This window comes from Xanthomonas sp. CFBP 8443 (genome assembly GCF_025666195.1).
Lineage (GTDB): Bacteria > Pseudomonadota > Gammaproteobacteria > Xanthomonadales > Xanthomonadaceae > Xanthomonas_A.
Map to the genome: position 1 here is coordinate 2,084,989 of NZ_CP102592.1, position 17,319 is coordinate 2,102,307.

The following is a 17,319-nucleotide window of genomic DNA, read 5'->3' on the forward strand; positions in this document are numbered from 1 at the left end:
GATGCAGTCGGGACTGAAGTCCCTCCCACAAGGGCAGCAGCGTGCCGTTGCCTCGTCGCGCGAGCGGTGCCGCCTAGCCTTGCGCCATCAACCATGACGAGAAGCCGCGAGCCATCCGTCAGCGAGCACATCTCGGGGCCGAACTACATGTCGGGGCTGAAGCCCCTCCTACAGAAAGCAGCAGATTCCTGCGGTCGCAAGAAGCTCCCTGTAGGAGCGGCTTCAGCCGCGACCAACGCAACAGGCAGCAGCGAACTCTCCGAGACAGGATGCAGTCGGGACTGAAGTCCCTCCCACAAGAGGCCTTGGGCCTCTACGTTGCCGGAAATCCTTGTGGGAGCGACTTCAGTCGCGACGAGCAGAGCGCTGAATCATCCGCCTGCCATTGCGGCCGGAGCACACATCCGCCCGCTACAGCGCGTCCAGAAACCCCTTCACCGCCGGCCCGAAGCGCGCGAAATCCACCAGGAACGCATCATGCCCCTGTGGCGAGTCCAGGCCCAGGAACTGGGCGTCGGCGCCGCCGGCGCGCAGGCCGTCGGCGATCTGCTGCTGTTGCTGCACCGGAAACAGGATGTCGGTGTTGGCGCCGATCGCCAGCGCGCGCTCAACGCGGATCGTCGCCAATCCGGCGAGCACGTCGCCATCGGCGTATTCGGCCAAGTCGAACCAGTCCATCGAACGGCTCAGGTACAAGTAGCAGTTCGGATCGAAGCGGCGCACGAAGCGCCGCGCATGGCCTTCCAGATAGCTTTCGACCTGAAATTCCAGGCCGAACGGATCGTCGTGCGCCTGCTCCGAGTCCAGCCGCACGCGGCCGAAGCGGCCGTCCCATTCCAGTGCCGAGCGGTAGGTGATGACGCCCAGCTTGCGCGCCATGCGCATGCCCGACTCCGGATACGTGGCCTCGTCGTAGTCGCCGCCGTTCCAGTTCGGATCCAGGCGGATCGCCTCGCGCTGCAGGGAGCGGATCGCGATCGAGAACGGCAACGCCTGCGCGCTGCCGGAGATGTTGATGTGGCTGCGCGCCAGCCCCGGATGCCGGCGCAACAACGCCAGCGCAGTCATGCCGCCCATCGAGTTGCCGATCAGGCAGGCCAGCCGTTCGATGCCCAACGCACGCACCACGTGCGCGGCGGCATCGGCGACGTCCTCGATCGACAGCTCCGGGAAGCGCAGGCGATACGGCTGCGCGTCGTCCGGATGCGGCGAGGACGGGCCAGTCGAGCCCTTGCAACTGCCCAGCGAATTCACGCAAATCACGAACCAGCGCTGGGTGTCGATCGGCTTGCCGGCGCCGAGCATCGCTTCCCACCAGCCGGGGCTGGGATCGTCGGCATGCGCGGCGGCGTGCGCATCCGGCGACAGCCCGGTGACGATCAGGATCGCGTTGCTGCGGTCCGGCGCCAGCGTGCCCCAGGTTTCGTAGGCGACGCGCGCATCGCGCAGCTGGCCGCCGCGCTTCATCGGGAACGGCGAGGGCAGGGCGAGGAAGCGGCTGCCGGGGGGGATGAATTCGGTCATGCGCCGATTCTAGCCGTGCGGCGGCGGGCGCGGCGTTGCGAAGGAAGATGCGGAACGACGGGAACACGGCCGATGCACCCCTGTAGGAGCGGCTTCAGCCGCGACATCGGCGCCGGAAGGATGTCGGCTACGGAAAATCTCTGTCGCGGCTGAAGCCGCTCCTACAGGAGCATCCGTCAGGCTCTCCGATCACTAACTCCACTGGCGCCGCCGCGGGGAGCGTTACCGTGACCGGCACAGTTTTTAGGGCGCCTTCCTGGCGCATCGCGTTGCCGCTGTTCGAGAGCCGCGGCAGGACCTGCGTACGGTGTGGCGAAGGACGATGCGGCGGCGACGCGCAAGGTCACTGCTCCCTGTAGGAGCGGCTTCAGCCGCGACATTGGTGCCGGAAAGATGTCGGCTGCGGAAATTGCTGTCGCGGCTGAAGCCGCTCCTACAGCAGCATCCGTCAGCGCTTTCCGATCACCAGTTCCACCGGCGTCGCCGTCGGCAGCGTCACCGTGACCGGTGCCGATTCCAGGTCGCCTTCCTGGCGCATCGCGTTGCCGCTGGCCGAGAGCCGCGCCAGGACCTGCACCTGCTTCAGTTGCGACAGCTTCTGCGTCGGCATCGGGCTGTCGGCGTCGCTCAGGGTCACGCGCAGCGGCAGCGCTTGCAGCGGATGCTTCTGCACCGCGACCGGCATCGGCGGGCCGCCGGGCACGCGCGCGATCACGAACACGCTGGCGTCGCTGCGCAGGCGCGCGCGTGCGGCGAATTCCGGGTCCAGCGATACCGCAACGCTGAGCGTGCCGGTAGCGGCAGGGGCAGGCGAAGCTGTGGCGTTCGGCGCGGACGTTGCGCTTGCGGTGGCCGTTGCCGCCGCGCCTGACGCAGTAGCCGGCAGCGCCGGCAACCCGGCATCGGCGCGCGCCGCGTCGATCTGTGGGCGCAGCGCGGCGGCGGTGGCCGCATCCACGCGCGGCAGCAGCGCTTCCCAGGTGGCGGCGGCCTCGGCGTTCTGGCCGCGCTGGCGCTGCGCGATGCCCAGGAACCACGCGGCGCGCTCGCTGTCCGGCGCCACCTGCAAGGCGTGCCGCAGCCACGCGATGCCCTGGTCGTCGAACTGGCGCTGCGGATCGGCCAGCGCACGCGCTTCTGCCGCCGGCACCAGCCATTGCGCTTCGTCCGGCGCCAACTGCACCGCGCGCGCGAACGCGGCGGCGGCCTCGGCGGGGCGGCCCAGCGACATCTGCGAGCGCGCCAACAGCGCCCAGCCGTCGGCGCGATTGGGGTCCTTGGCCAGCGCCGCCTTTAGTTGCGCCACGCCGTCTTCCAGGGTGCGCGGCGCCTCGCGGTTCTGCGCCTGCAGCGCGCGCGGCGTGCCGACCAGCGCGTACAGCGCGGCCGACGCCACGCCCAGCGCCAGCACCGCCACGACCAGCAGCGCCATTCCGCCACGGCCGCGCCGCAACGGCCACAGCACCGCGGCGAAGACCAGCGCGGCCAGGACCGCCGCGGCGGCATGCATGCCCCAGCTCAGCATCGGCTCACCATTCCTGTTCGTCCTGCGCCGGCGGCGCCGCGTCGGCCGGCGCGCGGCGGCGCACCACCCACACCAGCAGCAGCGCGCCCGCACCGAGCAACGCCAGCGGTCCGAACCACAGCAGCCAGGTGCGCGATTCCACCTGCGGCCGATACAGCACGAATTCGCCGTAGCGATCGACCAGGAAGCGCTTGATCTGCGCGTCCGATTTTCCCTGCTGCATCAATTGCAGCACTTCGCGACGCAGGTCCAGCGCGATCTGCGCATGCGAGTCGGCCAGCGACTGGTTCTGGCATTGCACGCAACGCAGTTCGGCGGTCAGCGCATGGAAGCGCGCTTCCTCGGCCGCCGAGCGATAGGCCAGCGGCGTCGGGTCGGACGCCGGCTGCGCGCCTGCGTGCGCGGCGCAGGTCAGCAGTACCAGCAGCACGAGCCAGCGGCAGTTCACGGCGCAGCCCGGCCCTGTTTGGAGGTCGGCGCATCGCGTTCGGCCTTGAGCAGCGCCGGCAGCAGTTCGTTCTGGACGATCTGGTCGGTCAGCGCGCCGGAATGCTTCCAGCGCACCACGCCGTGCGCGTCGACCAGGAACGTCTCCGGCGCGGCGGCCACGCCCCAGTCGATCGCGGTGCGCCCGTCCGGATCGAACAGCACCACGAAGAACGGGTTGCCCAACTGCTCCAGCCAGTGCAGCGCGTCTTCGCGCGTGTCCTTCCAGTCGTAGCCGATCACCCGCACGCGCTTGGTCAGCGCGAAGCGGGTCAGCACCGGATGTTCCTCGCGGCACGCCGGGCACCAGCTGCCCCACACGTTGAGCACGTACGGCGCGCCGCGCAGCTCGGTGCTGCTCACGCGGATCGACGCATCGTGCAGTACTGGCAGCTCGAACGCCGGCGCCGGCTTGCCGATCAGCGCCGACGGCAGCGCGTCGCGATCGGCCATGCCCGAACGCTGTACCGCATAGAACATCAGCGCCAGCAGGCCGAGGAAGAACAGGGCGCCGAGCACGATGGCGGCAAGCGGCAGGCGGCGGCGGGGAGCAGGGGCGGACATCAGGATTTCTCCGGGGAACGACGGAAGCGCCGGTCGCCGGCGGTGACAAAGCCACCCAGCGCCATCAGCGCCGCGCCGAGCCAGATCCAGCGAACGAACGGTTTGACATGCAGGCGCATCGCCCAGGCGTTGCCGCCCAGCGGTTCGCCCAGGGCGATGTAGACGTCGCCGAACAGGCCGGGGTGGATGCCGGCCTCGCTCAGGCTCTGGCCACCGCTGGCGTACACGCGCTTCTCCGGATGCAGCAGCGCCAGCGGATGGTCGTCGCGCAGCACCTGCACGTGTGCGCGTTCGGACACGTAGTTGGGGCCGCGGATCTCGTCCAGGCTCTGGAACTCGAAGCGGTAGCGGCCCATCTGCAGGCTCTGCCCCGGCGCCAGCGCCACTTCGCGTTGCTGGTCCAGCGCTTCGACCAGCAGCGCGCCGGTCAGGAACACCGCGATGCCGGCGTGGGCCAGGGTCATGCCCAGCATCTCGGCGGTGAAGCGGCTGCCCTTGAGCTGGAAGCGGCTCCACACGAAGCGCGCGGTGCCGAGCAGCACCCAGGCCGCACCGGCGACGCCGGCGGCGGTCTTCCACGGGCTCTGCGGCGCCAGGAAGAAGCCGAGCACGCCGGCCAGCATGGCAAGCCCGGCCCATGGCGCCAGCAGCGCCAGCGGCCGCGACGGCTGTTCGCGCTGCCAGCGGGTCAGCGGCCCGAACGGCAGCAGCGCCACCAGCGGCGCCATCAGCACCACGAACAGGGTGCCGAAGTAGGGCGGACCGACCGACAGCTTGCCCAGGCCCAGCGCGTCGGCCAGCAGCGGATACAGCGTGCCCAGCAGCACCATCGCGCAGGCGCAGGTCAGTAGCAGGTTGTTGGCCAGCAGCAGGGTCTCGCGCGAGGATGCGGCGAAGCGCTGGCGCTCGTCGCCGGCCGTGGCGCCGATGCGCCCGCCGCGCAGCGCGTACAACAGCAGCGCGCCGCCGCAGACCAGGCTCAGGAACACCAGGATGAACAGCCCGCGGCTGGGATCGGCGGCGAACGAGTGCACGCTGGTCAGCACCCCCGAGCGCACCAGGAACGTGCCCAGCAGCGACAGCGAGAACGCGGCGATCGCCAGCAGCAGCGTCCAGGCGGTGAAGCTGCCGCGCTTTTCGGTCACCGCCTGCGAATGCAGCAGCGCCGCGCCGGCCAGCCACGGCATGAAGCTGGCGTTCTCCACCGGGTCCCAGAACCACCAGCCACCCCAGCCCAGCTCGTAGTACGCCCACCAGCTGCCCAGCGCGATGCCGATGGTCAGGAAGCCCCAGGCCACGTTGGTCCACGGCCGCGTCCAGCGCAGCCAGCGCGCATCGACATGGCCGTCGAGCAGCGCGGCGATCGCGAACGCGAACGGCACCGCGAAGCCGACGTAGCCGGCGTACAGCAGCGGCGGGTGGATCACCAGGCCCGGGTCCTGCAGCAGCGGATTGAGGTCGCGGCCTTCCAGCGGCGCCGGCAGCAGCCGCGCGAACGGGTTGGAGGTGAACAGCAGGAACGCCAGGAAGCCCAGGCTGACCAGCGCCAGCGTGCCGATCACCCGCGCCATCACCGGCGTCGGCAGGCTGCGCGAGAACAGCGCCACCGCGCCGGTCCACAGCGCCAGGATCAGCGTCCACAGCAGCAGCGAGCCTTCGTGCGCGCCCCATACCGCCGAATAGCGGTACATCAGCGGCAGCAGCGAATTGGAGTTCTCGGCCACGTAGCGCACCGAAAAGTCCTGCACCAGGAATGCATGGGTCAGCACCGCGAAGGCGCCGGCGACCAGCGCCAGCTGCGCGAACGCGGCCGGCCGCGCCACCGCCATCCAGCGCGCGTCGCCGCGCTGCGCACCGGCTAACGGCACCACCGCCTGCAGCAGCGCCGCCAGCAGGGCCAGGATCAGCAGGACTTGGCCGAGTTCAGGGAGCATGGTGAAGCCGGGACTCGGGACTCGGGACTCGGGACCCGGAAAAGCCAACGCTCAGGCCGCGCGCGGTCTTGCTGTTACGAGTCCCGAGTCCCGAGTCCCGAGTCCCGCAAAACACTCCCGTCACTGCGCCGTCTCCGGCACAGCGTGCTTGCGATGCGCACTGCCCATCTTGTCTTCCAGTTCCTTGGGCATGTAGGTCTCGTCGTGCTTGGCCAGCACGTCCTCGGCCACGAACACGCCGTCGCGCATGCGCCCGGTGGCCACCACCGCCTGGCCCTCGCGGAACAGGTCGGGCAGGATCCGGTCGTAGCTGACGGTCAGCTGCGCGTCGCCGTCGGTGACCCGGAACCGTGCCAGCAGCGAACCGGGCGCGCGCTGGAACGAGCCTTTCTCGACCATGCCGCCGAGACGGAAGCGCGCGTGCTCGCCGGTCTTGCCGGCCAGCACTTCGGCCGGGGTGTACAGGTAGGCGGTATTGCGCTGCAGGGCCATCGCCACCAGCGTGGTGGTCAGGCCGGCGGCCAGCACCAGCACCATCAGCAGCAACAGGCGGCGCTTGCGCTGCGGGTTCATCGGCTCAGGTCCAGCGTGGCCGGGTCGGTCTTGGGTTGCTGCTTGCGCTGCGCGCGCAGCCGCACCGCGCGCAGGGCGCTGCGCAGCTGCAGCCGCGCCAGCACGAAGTCGGCCAGCAGCACGCCGACGAACACCGCATAGGCGCCGATCACGTAGGGCAGGTAGTTCATGCGCGCGCCTCCGCCAGTTTCGCCACCCAGTCCTTGCCGGCCTCGCGGCGCAGGTTGTCGGCGCGCGCGCGCGCCAGCAGCGAGCCGGCGAACCAGAACTTGGTCGCCGCCACCATCAGCCACAGCGGCGGCAGCATGCTCGCATCCATGCTCGACTCGCCGAACAGGCGGATGGTCTGGCCCTGGTGCAGCGAATTCCACCACACCACCGAATAGCGGATCACCGGCAGCAGCACCACGCCGACGATGGCCAGCAGCCCGGCGGCGCGGGCGGCGTTGCGGCGGTCCTCGATCGCCAGGTACAGGCCCATCACCCCGATGTACAGGAACAGCAGGATCAGTTCGGTGGTCAGGCGCGGGTCCCAGTCCCACCAGGCGCCCCACATCGGCTTGCCCCAGATGCTGCCGGTCAGCAGGGTGATCAGGGTGAAGGCGGCGCCGATCGGCGCGCAGGCCATCGCCAGCACCTCGCACAGCTTGATCCGCCACACCGCCGCGATCGCCGCGTACAGCGCCATCAGCCCGAACACGAACAGGCTCATCCACGCGCTGGGCACGTGGATGTAGAGGATGCGGAAGGCGTCGCTCTGCAGGCGGTCGGCCGGCACCACGAACAGCGCCTGCCAGATGCCCAGCCCGCCCAGCAGCAGCGCGGCCAGGTAGCACCACGGCGTCCAGCGCGCGGCGAAGCGGTCGAAGGCGGGGGGCGAGCCGAGTTGGTGGAACCAGCGGACGACGGAGGACATGCGGTCGATTCTAGCGGGCGGAGGGCTTGCTACGGTGCGGCGACAACGGTGCGACGATAGCGCAGGACAAGGCGATGGTGCGGCCCGCGACGCGTTGGCGCTGCGCCACGTGCGCTCAGCTCAACGAGATGCGGATCGCCGCCGCCGCCGCCAGCGGCGCCAGCACCAGTCCCAGCACCAATCCGGCCGCCAGCAGCAGCAGGCCGCCGCTGGGGTCCAGGCCCTGCGCGGCGGCCGCTACGCTGCCGGCGCCGAACACCAGCACCGGCACGTACAGCGGCAGCGCCAGCAGCGCGACCAGGATCCCGGCGCGCTTCATGCTCACCGTCAACGCCGCCACCACTGCGCCGATCAGGCTCAGCAGCGGCGTGCCCAGCGCCAACGATGCCAGCAGCACCGGCATGCGGTCATGCGGCAGGTGCAGCAATTCGCCGAGCAGCGGGGTCGCCACGATCAGCGGCAGCGCGGTGGTCAGCCAGTGCAGCAGCACCCGTACCAGCACCAGCCAGGCCAGCGGCACCGGCGCCAGCAGCCACTGTTCCAGCGAGCCGTCCTCGGCGTCGCCGCGGAACAGGCTGTCCAGCGCCAGCAGCCCGGCCAGCAGCGCCGCCAGCCACAGCGCGGCGCCGGCGACCTCGCCGAGCAGGCGCGGCTGGTTGCCCAGCGCCAGCGCGAACAGGGCCACGATCAGCAGCGCGAACAGCGCCGGCTGCAGTGCGTCGCCACGGCGCCGCCACAGCAGGCGCAGGTCGCGCAGCAGCAGCGCGCGGGTGGCCTGCCACAACGAGGGCACCGGCGCGGCCAGGCTCATGCCGCCACCCCGCTCAGGCTCAGCATGCGCGTACGCACCGGCGGCGCGGCGTAGGCGCCATGGGTGGTGACCAGCGCCGCGCCGCCGCTGCGCAGGTGCGCGGCGATCATCCGGTTGACCAGGGTGATGCCGTCCAGGTCGAGGTTGGCGTAGGGCTCGTCGAGCAGCCACAGCGGCGCCGGCGACAGCCACACCCGGGCCAGCGCCAGACGCTTCTTCTGCCCGGCCGACAGCTGCCGCACCAGCGTGTCCTCGTAGCCGGCCAGGCCGACGATGGCCAGCGCGCTGCCCGGCATCTGCTTGGCGCGGCGGCCCTGCAGGCCGCACAGGTAGTGCAGGTTCTCCAGCGTGCTCAGGTCCGCCTTCAGCGCGCCCAGGTGGCCCAGGTAGGCCATGTAGCGCGCGCGGTCGCCGCGGCGCACGGGATGGCCGTCGATCTCGATGCGTCCGGCCTCGGCGCGCAGCAGCCCGACCAGCACGCGCAGCAGCGTGGTCTTGCCGGCGCCGTTGTCGCCCTGCACCAGCAGCGCTTCGCCAGCGTCCAGGTGGAAGTCCAGCGGACCGAACACGGCGGCGTCGTCGCGGGCGAAGGTGAGCCCGTGCGCGGCCAGCAGCGGCGGCGGGGAGTGCAGCGGATCGGTCATTGGCGAAGGGCCGCAGCGGACGGCGCGGCGGCAGGCGGTGGGTGCGGGAGGCGCGCATTGTATCGGCATGCGGCCGCCCGCCGCGGGCGCCGCTGCACCGCGTGCGGCGCCTGGTGGCATGGGGCGGCGACGCACGCCGTGCAGGGAACGCTGTTTTGCGTGGCGGCGGCGCATCGCCGGCAAGCGGCTTTGCGTACACTCGGCGCTTTCCCGCTCCCGTACCCGGACGCATGCACCCGCAGACCAAGCTGCCCAAGGTGGGCACCACCATCTTCACCGTGATGTCGCAACTGGCCGCCGAGCACGGCGCGGTCAACCTGGGCCAGGGCTTTCCCGACTTCGCCGCGCCGGCGCGGCTGATCGACACGCTCGCCCAGGCGATGCGCGACGGCCACAACCAGTACCCGCCGATGACCGGGGTGCCGGTGCTGCGCCAGGCGATCGCCGGCAAGGCGCTGCGCTGCTACGGCGCGCAGGTCGACCCGGACACCGAGGTCACCGTGACCAGCGGCGCCACCGAGGCGCTGTTCAACGCGATCCATGCGGTGGTGCGGCCGGGCGAGGAAGTGATCGTGCTGGATCCGGCCTACGACAGCTACGAGCCGGCGATCGACCTGGCCGGCGCGCGCGCGGTGCACGTGCCGCTGGACCCGCAGACCTTCGCGGTGGACTGGGAGCGGGTCCGCGCGGCGATCACCCCGCGCACGCGGCTGCTGATCCTCAACAGCCCGCACAACCCGTCCGGCGCGATGCTCGGCGCCGACGACCTGCAGGCGGTCGCCGAGCTGCTGCGCGGCAGCGACATCTTCCTGATCTCCGACGAGGTCTACGAACACATCGTGTTCGACGGCCGCCGCCACGAATCGGTGCTGCGCTGGCCGGAACTGCGCGAACGCGCCTTCGTCATCTCCAGCTTCGGCAAGACCTACCACTGCACCGGCTGGAAGATCGGCTACGCGATCGCGCCGCCGGCGCTCAGCGCCGAGTTCCGCAAGGTCCACCAGTACAACACCTTCACCAGCTTCGGCCCGGCCCAGTACGCCTTCGCCGCGATGATCCGCGACGAACCCGAGCACGACGAGCAGCTGGGCGCGTTCTACCAGGCCAAGCGCGACCGCTTCCGCGAACAGCTGCTGACCACCCGGCTCAAGCCGTTGCCGGTGCCGGGCGGCTATTTCCAGCTGGTCGACTATTCAGCGGTCAGCGACCTGCCCGACACCGAGTTCGTGAAGTGGCTGACCATCGAGAAGGGCGTGGCCGCGATCCCGCTGTCGCCGTTCTACCAGACCCCGCCGCCCGGCCAGCGCCTGGCGCGGCTGTGCTTCGCCAAGAACGAAGCGACGCTGGATGCGGCGATCGAACGATTGGTGCGGCTCTGATGAGCCGCGCCGGGACTCGGGACTCGGGACCCGGGACTGGGGAAGAAAGCTAAGCCATAGCGGCTTTCCGCGCAGGTAGGCCTTGGCTAACGTAGTTCGATGGCTGGCGGGGAGTGTCATGTCGATTGTGGGAATCTATTTCGGAGTCACCTTCGGCCTGGCCGTCGCCAGCGGTCTGGCAAGCAGTGCGCTCTTCTATGGCCATGTCCTAACCGGACTGGCCGACCGCGGTCAGCGGCTCGATCTGGATTTCAGCGTGGTGCCGTTCCGAAGGCAGCGCTACGTCGAGCGTTATCTGGCACTGCTCACGCCGCAGGAGCGCCGCACCCTCGCTAATCTGATGGTGCGCCACCTGCCGTGGGTAACCCCTACACTGGGTTTGTTGTGCCTGGTCGGCACCTTTTGCATCGGAGTACGTTGGGGATGACGCAAGCGGCACAAGATCTGAGGATCTCCCTGGTCCAAGGCGACACCCGCTGGCACGATCCGGCCGGCAATCGCGCGCACTACGCCGAACTGCTGGCGCCGCTGGTCGGTGCCACCGACCTGGTGATCCTGCCGGAGACCTTCACCAGCGGCTTCTCCAACGAGGCGCTGGACCAGGCCGAGGGCATGGACGGGCCGACCGTGGCCTGGATCCGCGAGCAGGCGGCGCGGCTGGGCGCGGCGGTGACCGGCAGCGTGCAGTTGCGCGTGGCCGGCGAGGATGGGGCGACCCAGGTCTTCAATCGCCTGCTGTGGGCCACGCCCGACGGCGCGCTGCAGCACTACGACAAGCGCCATCTGTTCCGCTACGCCAACGAGCACCAGCGCTATGCCGCCGGGCGCGAGCGGCTGTGCGTGGACTGGAAGGGCTGGCGGATCAATCCGCAGGTCTGCTACGACCTGCGCTTCCCGGTGTTCTGCCGCAACCGCTACGACGTCGAGCGCCCGGGCCAGCTGGACTTCGACCTGCAACTCTTCGTCGCCAACTGGCCGTCGGCGCGCGCCTACCCGTGGCGCACGCTGCTGCGCGCGCGCGCGATCGAGAACCTGTGCTTCGTGGCCGCGGTCAACCGGGTGGGCGAGGACGGCAACGGCCTGCACTATGCCGGCGACAGCGCGGTGATCGATTTCCTCGGCCAGCCGCAGCTGGAGATCCGCGAGCGCGAGCAGGTGGCCACCACCACGATCTCGGCGGCGGCGCTGGCCGCGCACCGCGAGCGCTTCCCGGCGATGCTCGATGCCGACGCCTTCAGCCTCGGCGCGGCCAACGCCGATCGCTGAACGGCGCCGTGCCGGACCCGGTTTCCACCACGCCGCCTTGGGCGGCGCGCTGCTAGGCTCGGCGTCGTTTTCACATCCACGGAGCGTGCCATGAACAAGCTGTTGACCACCGCCGCGCTGCTCGCCGGCATCGCCTTCATGCCGCAGGCGCATGCCGCCGGCAACATCGATTGCCAGCTGCGCTTCAACCTGTCCGGCTGGTCGGTGTTCTACAAGACCGCGTCCGGCACCGGCACCATCACCTGCGACAACGGCTCCAAGATCCCGGTCAAGATCAGCGCCAAGGGCGGCGGGCTGAGCGTGGGCAAGTCGAAGATCGTCGACGGCCGCGGGCGTTTCACCGGCGCCTACACCCTCAACGACCTGTTCGGCACCTACGCAACGGCTGAGGCGCACGCCGGCGCGGCCAAGTCCTCCGACGCGCAGGTCATGACCAAGGGCGATATCTCGCTGGCCCTGGCCGGCACCGGCAAGGGCTGGGACCTGGGCGTGGCGGTCGGCGGCTTCACCATCGAGCGGCGCTGAGCCGCGCGGCGCCGCCTGCGATCGCAGCGGCGCCAGGGCGCAGCGGGTAGCTTGAAAAAGCCCCGCTGCGCCGGCAGTTGCGCTTACTGCTGGGCGAACACCCAGGCCAGCTGGCCGCGGACCGGTTCCTTGGCGGCCAGCGCCTGCCTGTACAGCGTGCGCGCTGCCCAGCAGGCGTCTTCGTCGCTGGCCTGCGCCATCTGCGGCAACACCTTCACCAGGCGCTGCTGCTCATCGGAGGGCAGGCCGCCGATCAGGCTGCTCATCGCCGCTTCCACGTCGGCCGGGGCCACCGTCTGCGGCGGCGTATTGCTCAGCTGCGCATCGGTGGCCTTGAGCGACACCTCGAACCAGCGATCGATCTGCGCCGGCGGCAGCGTCTCCAGGCCCTGCAGCATCGCCGCGCTCATCGCCTGCGCATCGTTGGGATTGCCGCCGCGCGCCAGCAGCGCGCACTTGGGCACGTCCACCTTCTCGCTGACCGCGGCCAGGATCTCCAGGCGCTGTTCGAGGGTGGCGTGGTCCAGCCGCGCGATGCCCTTCTGCGCCAGTTCGAAGCCGGCGCGCTGCGCCTGCGCCTTGTCGCCCTGCTTGAGCAGCGCCACGTAGCGCGGGTCGTTGACCAGCTTGCGCAGCATGCGGTCGAACGGCTCGTGCAGCGGCGAGCTCTTGGGGTAGGGGTTCTGCGCCGCGGCGACTTCTTCCTGTACTTTCTTGCAGGCGCCCAGGCTCAGCACGGCGGCGATCAACAACGGCAGCAGTATCTTCCGTGACATGGAGATATCCCGATAGGTGAGTGCGCCGCCGAGGAGCGGCAGCGAGGCCGGCTAGGATATCGGCTTCGCGCCGCGCGCGCATGGGCGCGCACCTGCCGATCCGCCAAGGGGCGACCGGGCCAGAGACCGTCCTCATCGACGGATGCCGCCACCGGGCTGCCGACGCGCCTATGCCGCAGGCTGGGGGGCGGTTTCGCCGCGCGTGGCTCACGAGTTCCTCAATGCCTGGACCATGCGGTTCGCGGCCGGGAGCGGCGCGCAACCTGTTCGCGGGCAACGGCCTGTACACGAGCACTTGCCCGAGCCGCAATGGGTATCGCGAACTCGATGGGGGTTCGCCGCGCGTATCCCGCGAGGCGCACGTGTCCTTGCCACGTGGTTCGCAGCCGGGCGCGGCACGCGTGCTGCTCGCGTGCGGCGGCCTGCACGCGGTCGCTAGCCCGAACCGCGGTGGGCACCGTGATCGGCGTGGGCTTGGTCCGTGTCCGGCCGGTCGTATTGCTCTGGATCAGGCCATCCGTTGCGATTAACCGTATCCGCGCCCAGCAAAAAGGCGCCGCTTGCGCAGGCGCCCTTGATCTTGGCCGACGTGCCGGCGCGGACGCCGGTGCTGTCGCTCAGCCGCCGCCGCGCGGACCGCGGTTGCCGCCGCCGGGGCGGCCGCCGCCACCCGGACGCCCGCCGCCGGGGCGGTTGCCGCCCGGACGACCGCCGGGGCCGCCCGGGCCGCGCTTCTGTCCGTCGGCGCGCGGGCCGGCCGGTCGCGCCGAGCGCGGGGCGGCGCCGTAGGGGCTGAAACCGGGGTTGGCGTGGTCGGACGGGAAGCTCGGTGCATTGCCCGGATGCCCGTACGGGTGCGCCTTGCGCTGGCCTTGTCCCTGACCCTGGCCGCCGCGGCCCGGGCCTGCGCCCTGGCCGGCACCGGCGCCGGCGGGGCGCGGCTTGCCATAGGGCCGGCCCTGTCCCTGACCCTGGCCGCCACGGCCCGGGCCGGGACCGGCATTGCGGTGGCCGGTCGGGCCGGTGCTGACGCCGTCGGGCACGTACCAGGTGCGGAACGCGGCGGGGTTGCCGTCCGGCAGCGGCTTGGGACCCTTCGGGTTGCGCTGCTTGAACGGCTTCTGCGCCTGCTGGGCGGCCATCTCGCCGCTGACGGTGAGCCCGCCGTGCGGCTTCTTGCCGCCGCGGCCGCGGCCGCGGTCCTCGCGGAAGTTGTCGAAGCGGCGCAGCTCGCGGCCTTCGTCGGCGACGTTGTGGCCGTTGACGTAGGCGTTGCCGCCGCGGCCGACCTGCACGGTGGCCTTGGCCGCCTTGCGCTGGCCGATCACCGGCTGCAGGGTCAGCGCCGACGGCGTGCCTTCCTCCAGCTTCAGTTCGGCGCGCAGCGCCTCGACCTTGTCCTGCGCCAGCTCCAGCGACTGCCCGCGCAGCAGTTCGCGCGGCAGCGCCACCTTGCCGTAGCGGGTGCGCTTGAGGCGGCTGACCTGGCAGCCCTGCGATTCCCACAGCCGGCGCACTTCGCGGTTGCGGCCTTCCTTGACCACGACGCGGAACCAGTCGTGCGAATCGGTGCCGCCGATGCGTTCGATCTCGTCGAACTTGGCGCCGCCGTCCTCCAGCAGCACGCCGCGCGAGAGGCGCTCGACCATGCTGTCGGGCACCTTGTCCTCGCCTTCCGGGGCGCGCACGCGCACCACGTACTCGCGCTCGATCTCGTAGGACGGATGCATCATCGCGTTGGCCATCTCGCCATCGGTGGTCAGCAGCAGCAGCCCGGTGGTGTTGATGTCCAGACGGCCGATCGCGATCCAGCGCGCGCCCTTCAGTGCCGGCAGCGCCTCGAAGATGGTCGGGCGGCCTTCGGGATCCTCGCGGGTGGTCACTTCGCCTTCGGGCTTGTTGTAGATCAGCACGCGCGCCGGCTCGGTCAGCGCGCTGGCGACGAAGCTGCGGCCGTCCAGCTCGATCTTGTCGCCGCTCTTGACCGACATGCCGGTCTGCGCGACCTCGCCGTTGACCTTGACCAGGCCGTCGGCGATGCGCTGCTCCAGCGCGCGGCGCGAACCCAGGCCGGCCTGCGCCAGGACCTTGTGCAGGCGTTCTTCCAGTTTCGGCTGCTCGGCGGCATCGCGCTTGAGCGAGAGCTTGTTCAACGACGGCTTGCGGGAGGTGTCACTCATTTACTTGGCTCCGGCCGGCGCGCGGTGCGTCGGCCTGTGGTTCGGAATCGGCATCGTCAACAGCCACGGTCGTCGTCGCGACGGCGTTGTCTTCGGCTTCGTTCGCATCCGCCGCGCGCTCGCCCGGCGCGGCTTCGGGTTCGCCCGTCGGGGCGGTATCGGGAAACGAGGCATCCGCCGCGGCGGCGTCTGCATCGGTGTCGCTTTCGGTGTCGGTATCGCTATCGCCATGCGCGGCGGCCGTGTCGTCCGCCGCGCGGGGATCGGCTGCGCTGTCGGCTTCGGCCTGAGCATCTGGATCGGGTGCAGTATCCGGATCGGATGTGGTGTCGTTGTCGACGTTCGCCGCGGCGGGCGGCGCGTCAACTGCGCCGGCATCCGTTGCCGACTTGGCCGCGTCGGCATGGCCATCGGCCGCTCCGGCCTGGGCCATGTCGCCGACCGGCAGGGTGTCGCGGTCCAGCTGCAGCTGCGGTTCCAGTTCGCCGATGTCCTTCAGTTCCGACAGCGGCGGCAGTTCGTCCAGGCGCTTGAGCCCGAAGTAGTCCAGGAAGCCCTTGGTGGTGCCGAACAGCGCCGGCTTGCCGGGCACGTCGCGGTGCCCGACCACGCGGATCCACTCGCGCTCTTCCAGCGCCTGGATGATGTTGCTGCTGACCGCCACGCCGCGCACCTGCTCGATCTCGCCGCGGGTGATCGGCTGGCGATAGGCGATCAGCGCCAGCGTCTCCAGGGTGGCGCGGGTGTAGCGGGTCTTGCGTTCGGTCCACAGCCGCGCCACCCACGGGTGCACCTCGCTGTTGACCTGGTAGCGGAAGCCGGAGGCCACTTCCACCAGTTCCACGCCGCGCCCGGCGCAGGCCTCGCGCAGCTGCTCCAGCGCGCGCTCGATGCTGCCCGGCGGCGCCGGCTCGTCCTCGGGGAACAGGCCGTGCAGCTGGGCCAGCGGCAGCGGCTGGTTGGCGGCGAGCAGGGCGGCCTCGACGATGCGGTTGATCAGCGCTTGATCCATGCGTAAGTGGGTCTTCGTGGACTCAGGTAGGGTCGTTGGCGGCGTCGGTGTCGTCGAACTCGCTGTTGAACTGCAGCGGTTCGTTGGTGTTGCCCAGCGCCAGCGACTTGACGTAGATCGGCGCCAGCGGCAGCCGTTCGCCGTTGCGCACGACGTGCTCCATCGGCTCCTGGACGATGTCCAGCAGCTGTTCCTTGGCCAGTTCCAGCAAGGCCAGGAAGGTGACCAGCACGCCGAGCTTGCCTTCCTCGGCGTTGAACAGCGATTCGAAGCGGTAGAACCGGCCGTCGTCCAGCCGGCTCAGCACATCGCCCATCCGCTGCCGCACGCTCAGCGCCTCGCGCTTGATCGCGTGGCCGCTGAACAGCTCGGCGCGCTTGAGCACGTCGTACAGCGCCAGCAACATCTCTTTCAGCTCCACCGGCGGCGGCAGCTTCACCGCGGCGCGGTCCGGCACGTGCGCCTGCACCGGCGTAGTGTCGCGGTCCTGCCGCGGCAGCGCGTCGATGTCCTCGGCAGCCTGCTTGAAGCGTTCGTACTCCTGCAGGCGACGCACCAGCTCGGCGCGCGGATCGGCTTCCTCGCCTTCCTGCGCCGGCGGCCGCGGCAGCAGCATGCGCGACTTGATCTCGGCCAGGATCGCGGCCATCACCAGGTATTCGGCCGCCAGTTCGAAGCGCAGCTCCTGCATCACGTTGATGTAGTCCACGTACTGCCGGGTGATCTCGGCGACGGGGATGTCCAGGATGTCCAGGTTCTGCCGGCGGATCAGGTACAGCAGCAGGTCCAGCGGGCCTTCGAACGCATCCAGGATCACTTCCAGTGCATCCGGCGGGATGTACAGGTCCTGCGGGATCTGCAGCACCGGCTGCCCATGCACCACCGCCAGCGGCATTTCCTGCTGCTGTGGCGCGGTCGGCTGGATTGGCGGGTTCGCGGCGAGCGCGAGTTCGGAGGTCATCGATTGGACATCAGGTGTTGCGGTAGCGAAGGGCCGGGCAGGGGCGATCCGGCTCGGCGCCTTGCCTGCAGTACTGCGGTTCACGTCGCGTCATCCCCGCAACGCGATCCACACTTCAACAGGACACAAGGCGTACGCCGCACGAGTCGCGGCGACGGAACAGCTCGAGGATGACGTCTGCGCGGGCGGGTATCGGGCAGCGAATCGGTCGTCGGAAGGGGCTGGGGCGCCAATCACCGACGG

The 17,319-nt window shown here is 70.4% G+C and carries 18 protein-coding genes; 4 read left to right on the forward strand and 14 right to left on the reverse strand.

Going from position 1 to position 17,319, the window contains the following annotated elements; genetic code table 11:
* Nucleotides 1–411 precede the first annotated feature (411 nt).
* The 10 genes from NUG20_RS08875 to ccmA form a co-directional block, all read right to left on the reverse strand.
* Entirely contained in the window at nucleotides 412–1,524 is a 1,113-nt protein-coding gene (locus NUG20_RS08875) for a homoserine O-acetyltransferase MetX (protein WP_263397982.1), read from the reverse strand.
* Nucleotides 1,525–1,972: 448 nt separating this feature from the next.
* A complete protein-coding gene (locus NUG20_RS08880; protein ID WP_263397983.1) occupies nucleotides 1,973–3,049 on the reverse strand; it encodes a tetratricopeptide repeat protein in 1,077 nt (358 codons plus the stop codon).
* A 4-nt stretch (nucleotides 3,050–3,053) separates the two neighbouring features.
* Nucleotides 3,054–3,497: a cytochrome c-type biogenesis protein gene (locus NUG20_RS08885; protein WP_263397984.1), complete on the reverse strand. Its 444-nt coding sequence runs from the start codon at nucleotides 3,495–3,497 to the stop codon at nucleotides 3,054–3,056.
* Nucleotides 3,494–4,102: a DsbE family thiol:disulfide interchange protein gene (locus tag NUG20_RS08890; protein ID WP_263398430.1), complete on the reverse strand. Its 609-nt coding sequence runs from the start codon at nucleotides 4,100–4,102 to the stop codon at nucleotides 3,494–3,496. Before NUG20_RS08890 ends, NUG20_RS08885 begins: the two co-directional genes overlap by 4 nt.
* Complete coding sequence (locus tag NUG20_RS08895) at nucleotides 4,099–6,033, reverse strand: heme lyase CcmF/NrfE family subunit (protein WP_263397985.1); 1,935 nt, start codon at nucleotides 6,031–6,033, stop codon at nucleotides 4,099–4,101. The genes NUG20_RS08890 and NUG20_RS08895 overlap by 4 nt, the downstream gene beginning before the upstream one ends.
* 120 nt (nucleotides 6,034–6,153) lie before the next feature.
* Complete coding sequence (ccmE, locus tag NUG20_RS08900) at nucleotides 6,154–6,606, reverse strand: cytochrome c maturation protein CcmE (RefSeq protein WP_263397986.1); 453 nt, start codon at nucleotides 6,604–6,606, stop codon at nucleotides 6,154–6,156.
* A complete protein-coding gene (locus NUG20_RS08905) occupies nucleotides 6,603–6,776 on the reverse strand; it encodes a heme exporter protein CcmD (protein ID WP_263397987.1) in 174 nt (57 codons plus the stop codon). Before NUG20_RS08905 ends, ccmE begins: the two co-directional genes overlap by 4 nt.
* Nucleotides 6,773–7,522: a heme ABC transporter permease CcmC gene (gene ccmC / locus NUG20_RS08910; protein WP_263397988.1), complete on the reverse strand. Its 750-nt coding sequence runs from the start codon at nucleotides 7,520–7,522 to the stop codon at nucleotides 6,773–6,775. The genes NUG20_RS08905 and ccmC overlap by 4 nt, the downstream gene beginning before the upstream one ends.
* Nucleotides 7,523–7,637: 115 nt before the next feature.
* Nucleotides 7,638–8,333 (reverse strand): heme exporter protein CcmB, encoded by a 696-nt coding sequence (gene ccmB, locus NUG20_RS08915; RefSeq protein WP_179563973.1) that lies wholly within the window; start codon nucleotides 8,331–8,333, stop codon nucleotides 7,638–7,640.
* A complete protein-coding gene (gene ccmA / locus NUG20_RS08920) occupies nucleotides 8,330–8,977 on the reverse strand; it encodes a heme ABC exporter ATP-binding protein CcmA (RefSeq protein ID WP_263397989.1) in 648 nt (215 codons plus the stop codon). Before ccmA ends, ccmB begins: the two co-directional genes overlap by 4 nt.
* Before the next feature lie 230 nt (nucleotides 8,978–9,207).
* On the opposite strand from ccmA, the gene NUG20_RS08925 reads away from it, so the two are divergent.
* The 4 genes from NUG20_RS08925 to NUG20_RS08940 all read left to right on the forward strand — a co-directional run bounded on the left by NUG20_RS08925 (nucleotide 9,208) and on the right by NUG20_RS08940 (nucleotide 12,147).
* The gene (locus NUG20_RS08925) at nucleotides 9,208–10,356 is read left to right on the forward strand and encodes a pyridoxal phosphate-dependent aminotransferase (RefSeq protein ID WP_263397990.1); all 1,149 of its coding nucleotides are present in this window, start codon (nucleotides 9,208–9,210) and stop codon (nucleotides 10,354–10,356) included.
* A 118-nt stretch (nucleotides 10,357–10,474) separates the two neighbouring features.
* Entirely contained in the window at nucleotides 10,475–10,783 is a 309-nt protein-coding gene (locus NUG20_RS08930; RefSeq protein ID WP_263397991.1) for a hypothetical protein, read from the forward strand.
* The gene (locus NUG20_RS08935; protein WP_263397992.1) at nucleotides 10,780–11,622 is read left to right on the forward strand and encodes an amidohydrolase; all 843 of its coding nucleotides are present in this window, start codon (nucleotides 10,780–10,782) and stop codon (nucleotides 11,620–11,622) included. The genes NUG20_RS08930 and NUG20_RS08935 overlap by 4 nt, the downstream gene beginning before the upstream one ends.
* 90 nt (nucleotides 11,623–11,712) lie before the next feature.
* On the forward strand, nucleotides 11,713–12,147 hold the full coding sequence (locus tag NUG20_RS08940; RefSeq protein WP_263397993.1) for a hypothetical protein: 435 nt from the start codon (nucleotides 11,713–11,715) through the stop codon (nucleotides 12,145–12,147).
* 83 nt (nucleotides 12,148–12,230) lie between these two features.
* On the opposite strand, the gene NUG20_RS08945 is transcribed toward NUG20_RS08940, so the two are convergent.
* The 4 genes from NUG20_RS08945 to NUG20_RS08960 all read right to left on the reverse strand — a co-directional run bounded on the left by NUG20_RS08945 (nucleotide 12,231) and on the right by NUG20_RS08960 (nucleotide 17,076).
* Entirely contained in the window at nucleotides 12,231–12,923 is a 693-nt protein-coding gene (locus NUG20_RS08945; protein ID WP_263397994.1) for a hypothetical protein, read from the reverse strand.
* A gap of 617 nt (nucleotides 12,924–13,540) precedes the next feature.
* On the reverse strand, nucleotides 13,541–15,103 hold the full coding sequence (locus NUG20_RS08950; RefSeq protein WP_263397995.1) for a pseudouridine synthase: 1,563 nt from the start codon (nucleotides 15,101–15,103) through the stop codon (nucleotides 13,541–13,543).
* On the reverse strand, nucleotides 15,096–16,115 hold the full coding sequence (gene scpB / locus NUG20_RS08955; protein ID WP_263397996.1) for an SMC-Scp complex subunit ScpB: 1,020 nt from the start codon (nucleotides 16,113–16,115) through the stop codon (nucleotides 15,096–15,098). Before scpB ends, NUG20_RS08950 begins: the two co-directional genes overlap by 8 nt.
* Nucleotides 16,116–16,137: 22 nt before the next feature.
* Nucleotides 16,138–17,076, reverse strand: coding sequence for a segregation and condensation protein A (locus NUG20_RS08960; RefSeq protein ID WP_263397997.1), 939 nt, complete (start codon nucleotides 17,074–17,076; stop codon nucleotides 16,138–16,140).
* Nucleotides 17,077–17,319 lie beyond the last annotated feature (243 nt).

What these genes read in the sequence shown, in the direction of transcription:
- NUG20_RS08875 (WP_263397982.1), bottom strand. Translation starts at nt 1,524, where the DNA reads ATGACCGAATTCATCCCCCCCGGCAGCCGCTTCCTCGCCCTGCCCTCG.
- ccmC (WP_263397988.1), bottom strand. Translation starts at nt 7,522, where the DNA reads ATGTCCTCCGTCGTCCGCTGGTTCCACCAACTCGGCTCGCCCCCCGCC.
- NUG20_RS08935 (WP_263397992.1), top strand. Translation starts at nt 10,780, where the DNA reads ATGACGCAAGCGGCACAAGATCTGAGGATCTCCCTGGTCCAAGGCGAC.
- NUG20_RS08905 (WP_263397987.1), bottom strand. Translation starts at nt 6,776, where the DNA reads ATGAACTACCTGCCCTACGTGATCGGCGCCTATGCGGTGTTCGTCGGC.
- NUG20_RS08945 (WP_263397994.1), bottom strand. Translation starts at nt 12,923, where the DNA reads ATGTCACGGAAGATACTGCTGCCGTTGTTGATCGCCGCCGTGCTGAGC.
- NUG20_RS08950 (WP_263397995.1), bottom strand. Translation starts at nt 15,103, where the DNA reads ATGAGTGACACCTCCCGCAAGCCGTCGTTGAACAAGCTCTCGCTCAAG.
- NUG20_RS08925 (WP_263397990.1), top strand. Translation starts at nt 9,208, where the DNA reads ATGCACCCGCAGACCAAGCTGCCCAAGGTGGGCACCACCATCTTCACC.
- ccmB (WP_179563973.1), bottom strand. Translation starts at nt 8,333, where the DNA reads ATGAGCCTGGCCGCGCCGGTGCCCTCGTTGTGGCAGGCCACCCGCGCG.
- NUG20_RS08940 (WP_263397993.1), top strand. Translation starts at nt 11,713, where the DNA reads ATGAACAAGCTGTTGACCACCGCCGCGCTGCTCGCCGGCATCGCCTTC.
- ccmE (WP_263397986.1), bottom strand. Translation starts at nt 6,606, where the DNA reads ATGAACCCGCAGCGCAAGCGCCGCCTGTTGCTGCTGATGGTGCTGGTG.
- scpB (WP_263397996.1), bottom strand. Translation starts at nt 16,115, where the DNA reads ATGGATCAAGCGCTGATCAACCGCATCGTCGAGGCCGCCCTGCTCGCC.
- ccmA (WP_263397989.1), bottom strand. Translation starts at nt 8,977, where the DNA reads ATGACCGATCCGCTGCACTCCCCGCCGCCGCTGCTGGCCGCGCACGGG.
- NUG20_RS08880 (WP_263397983.1), bottom strand. Translation starts at nt 3,049, where the DNA reads ATGCTGAGCTGGGGCATGCATGCCGCCGCGGCGGTCCTGGCCGCGCTG.
- NUG20_RS08895 (WP_263397985.1), bottom strand. Translation starts at nt 6,033, where the DNA reads ATGCTCCCTGAACTCGGCCAAGTCCTGCTGATCCTGGCCCTGCTGGCG.
- NUG20_RS08960 (WP_263397997.1), bottom strand. Translation starts at nt 17,076, where the DNA reads ATGACCTCCGAACTCGCGCTCGCCGCGAACCCGCCAATCCAGCCGACC.
- NUG20_RS08930 (WP_263397991.1), top strand. Translation starts at nt 10,475, where the DNA reads ATGTCGATTGTGGGAATCTATTTCGGAGTCACCTTCGGCCTGGCCGTC.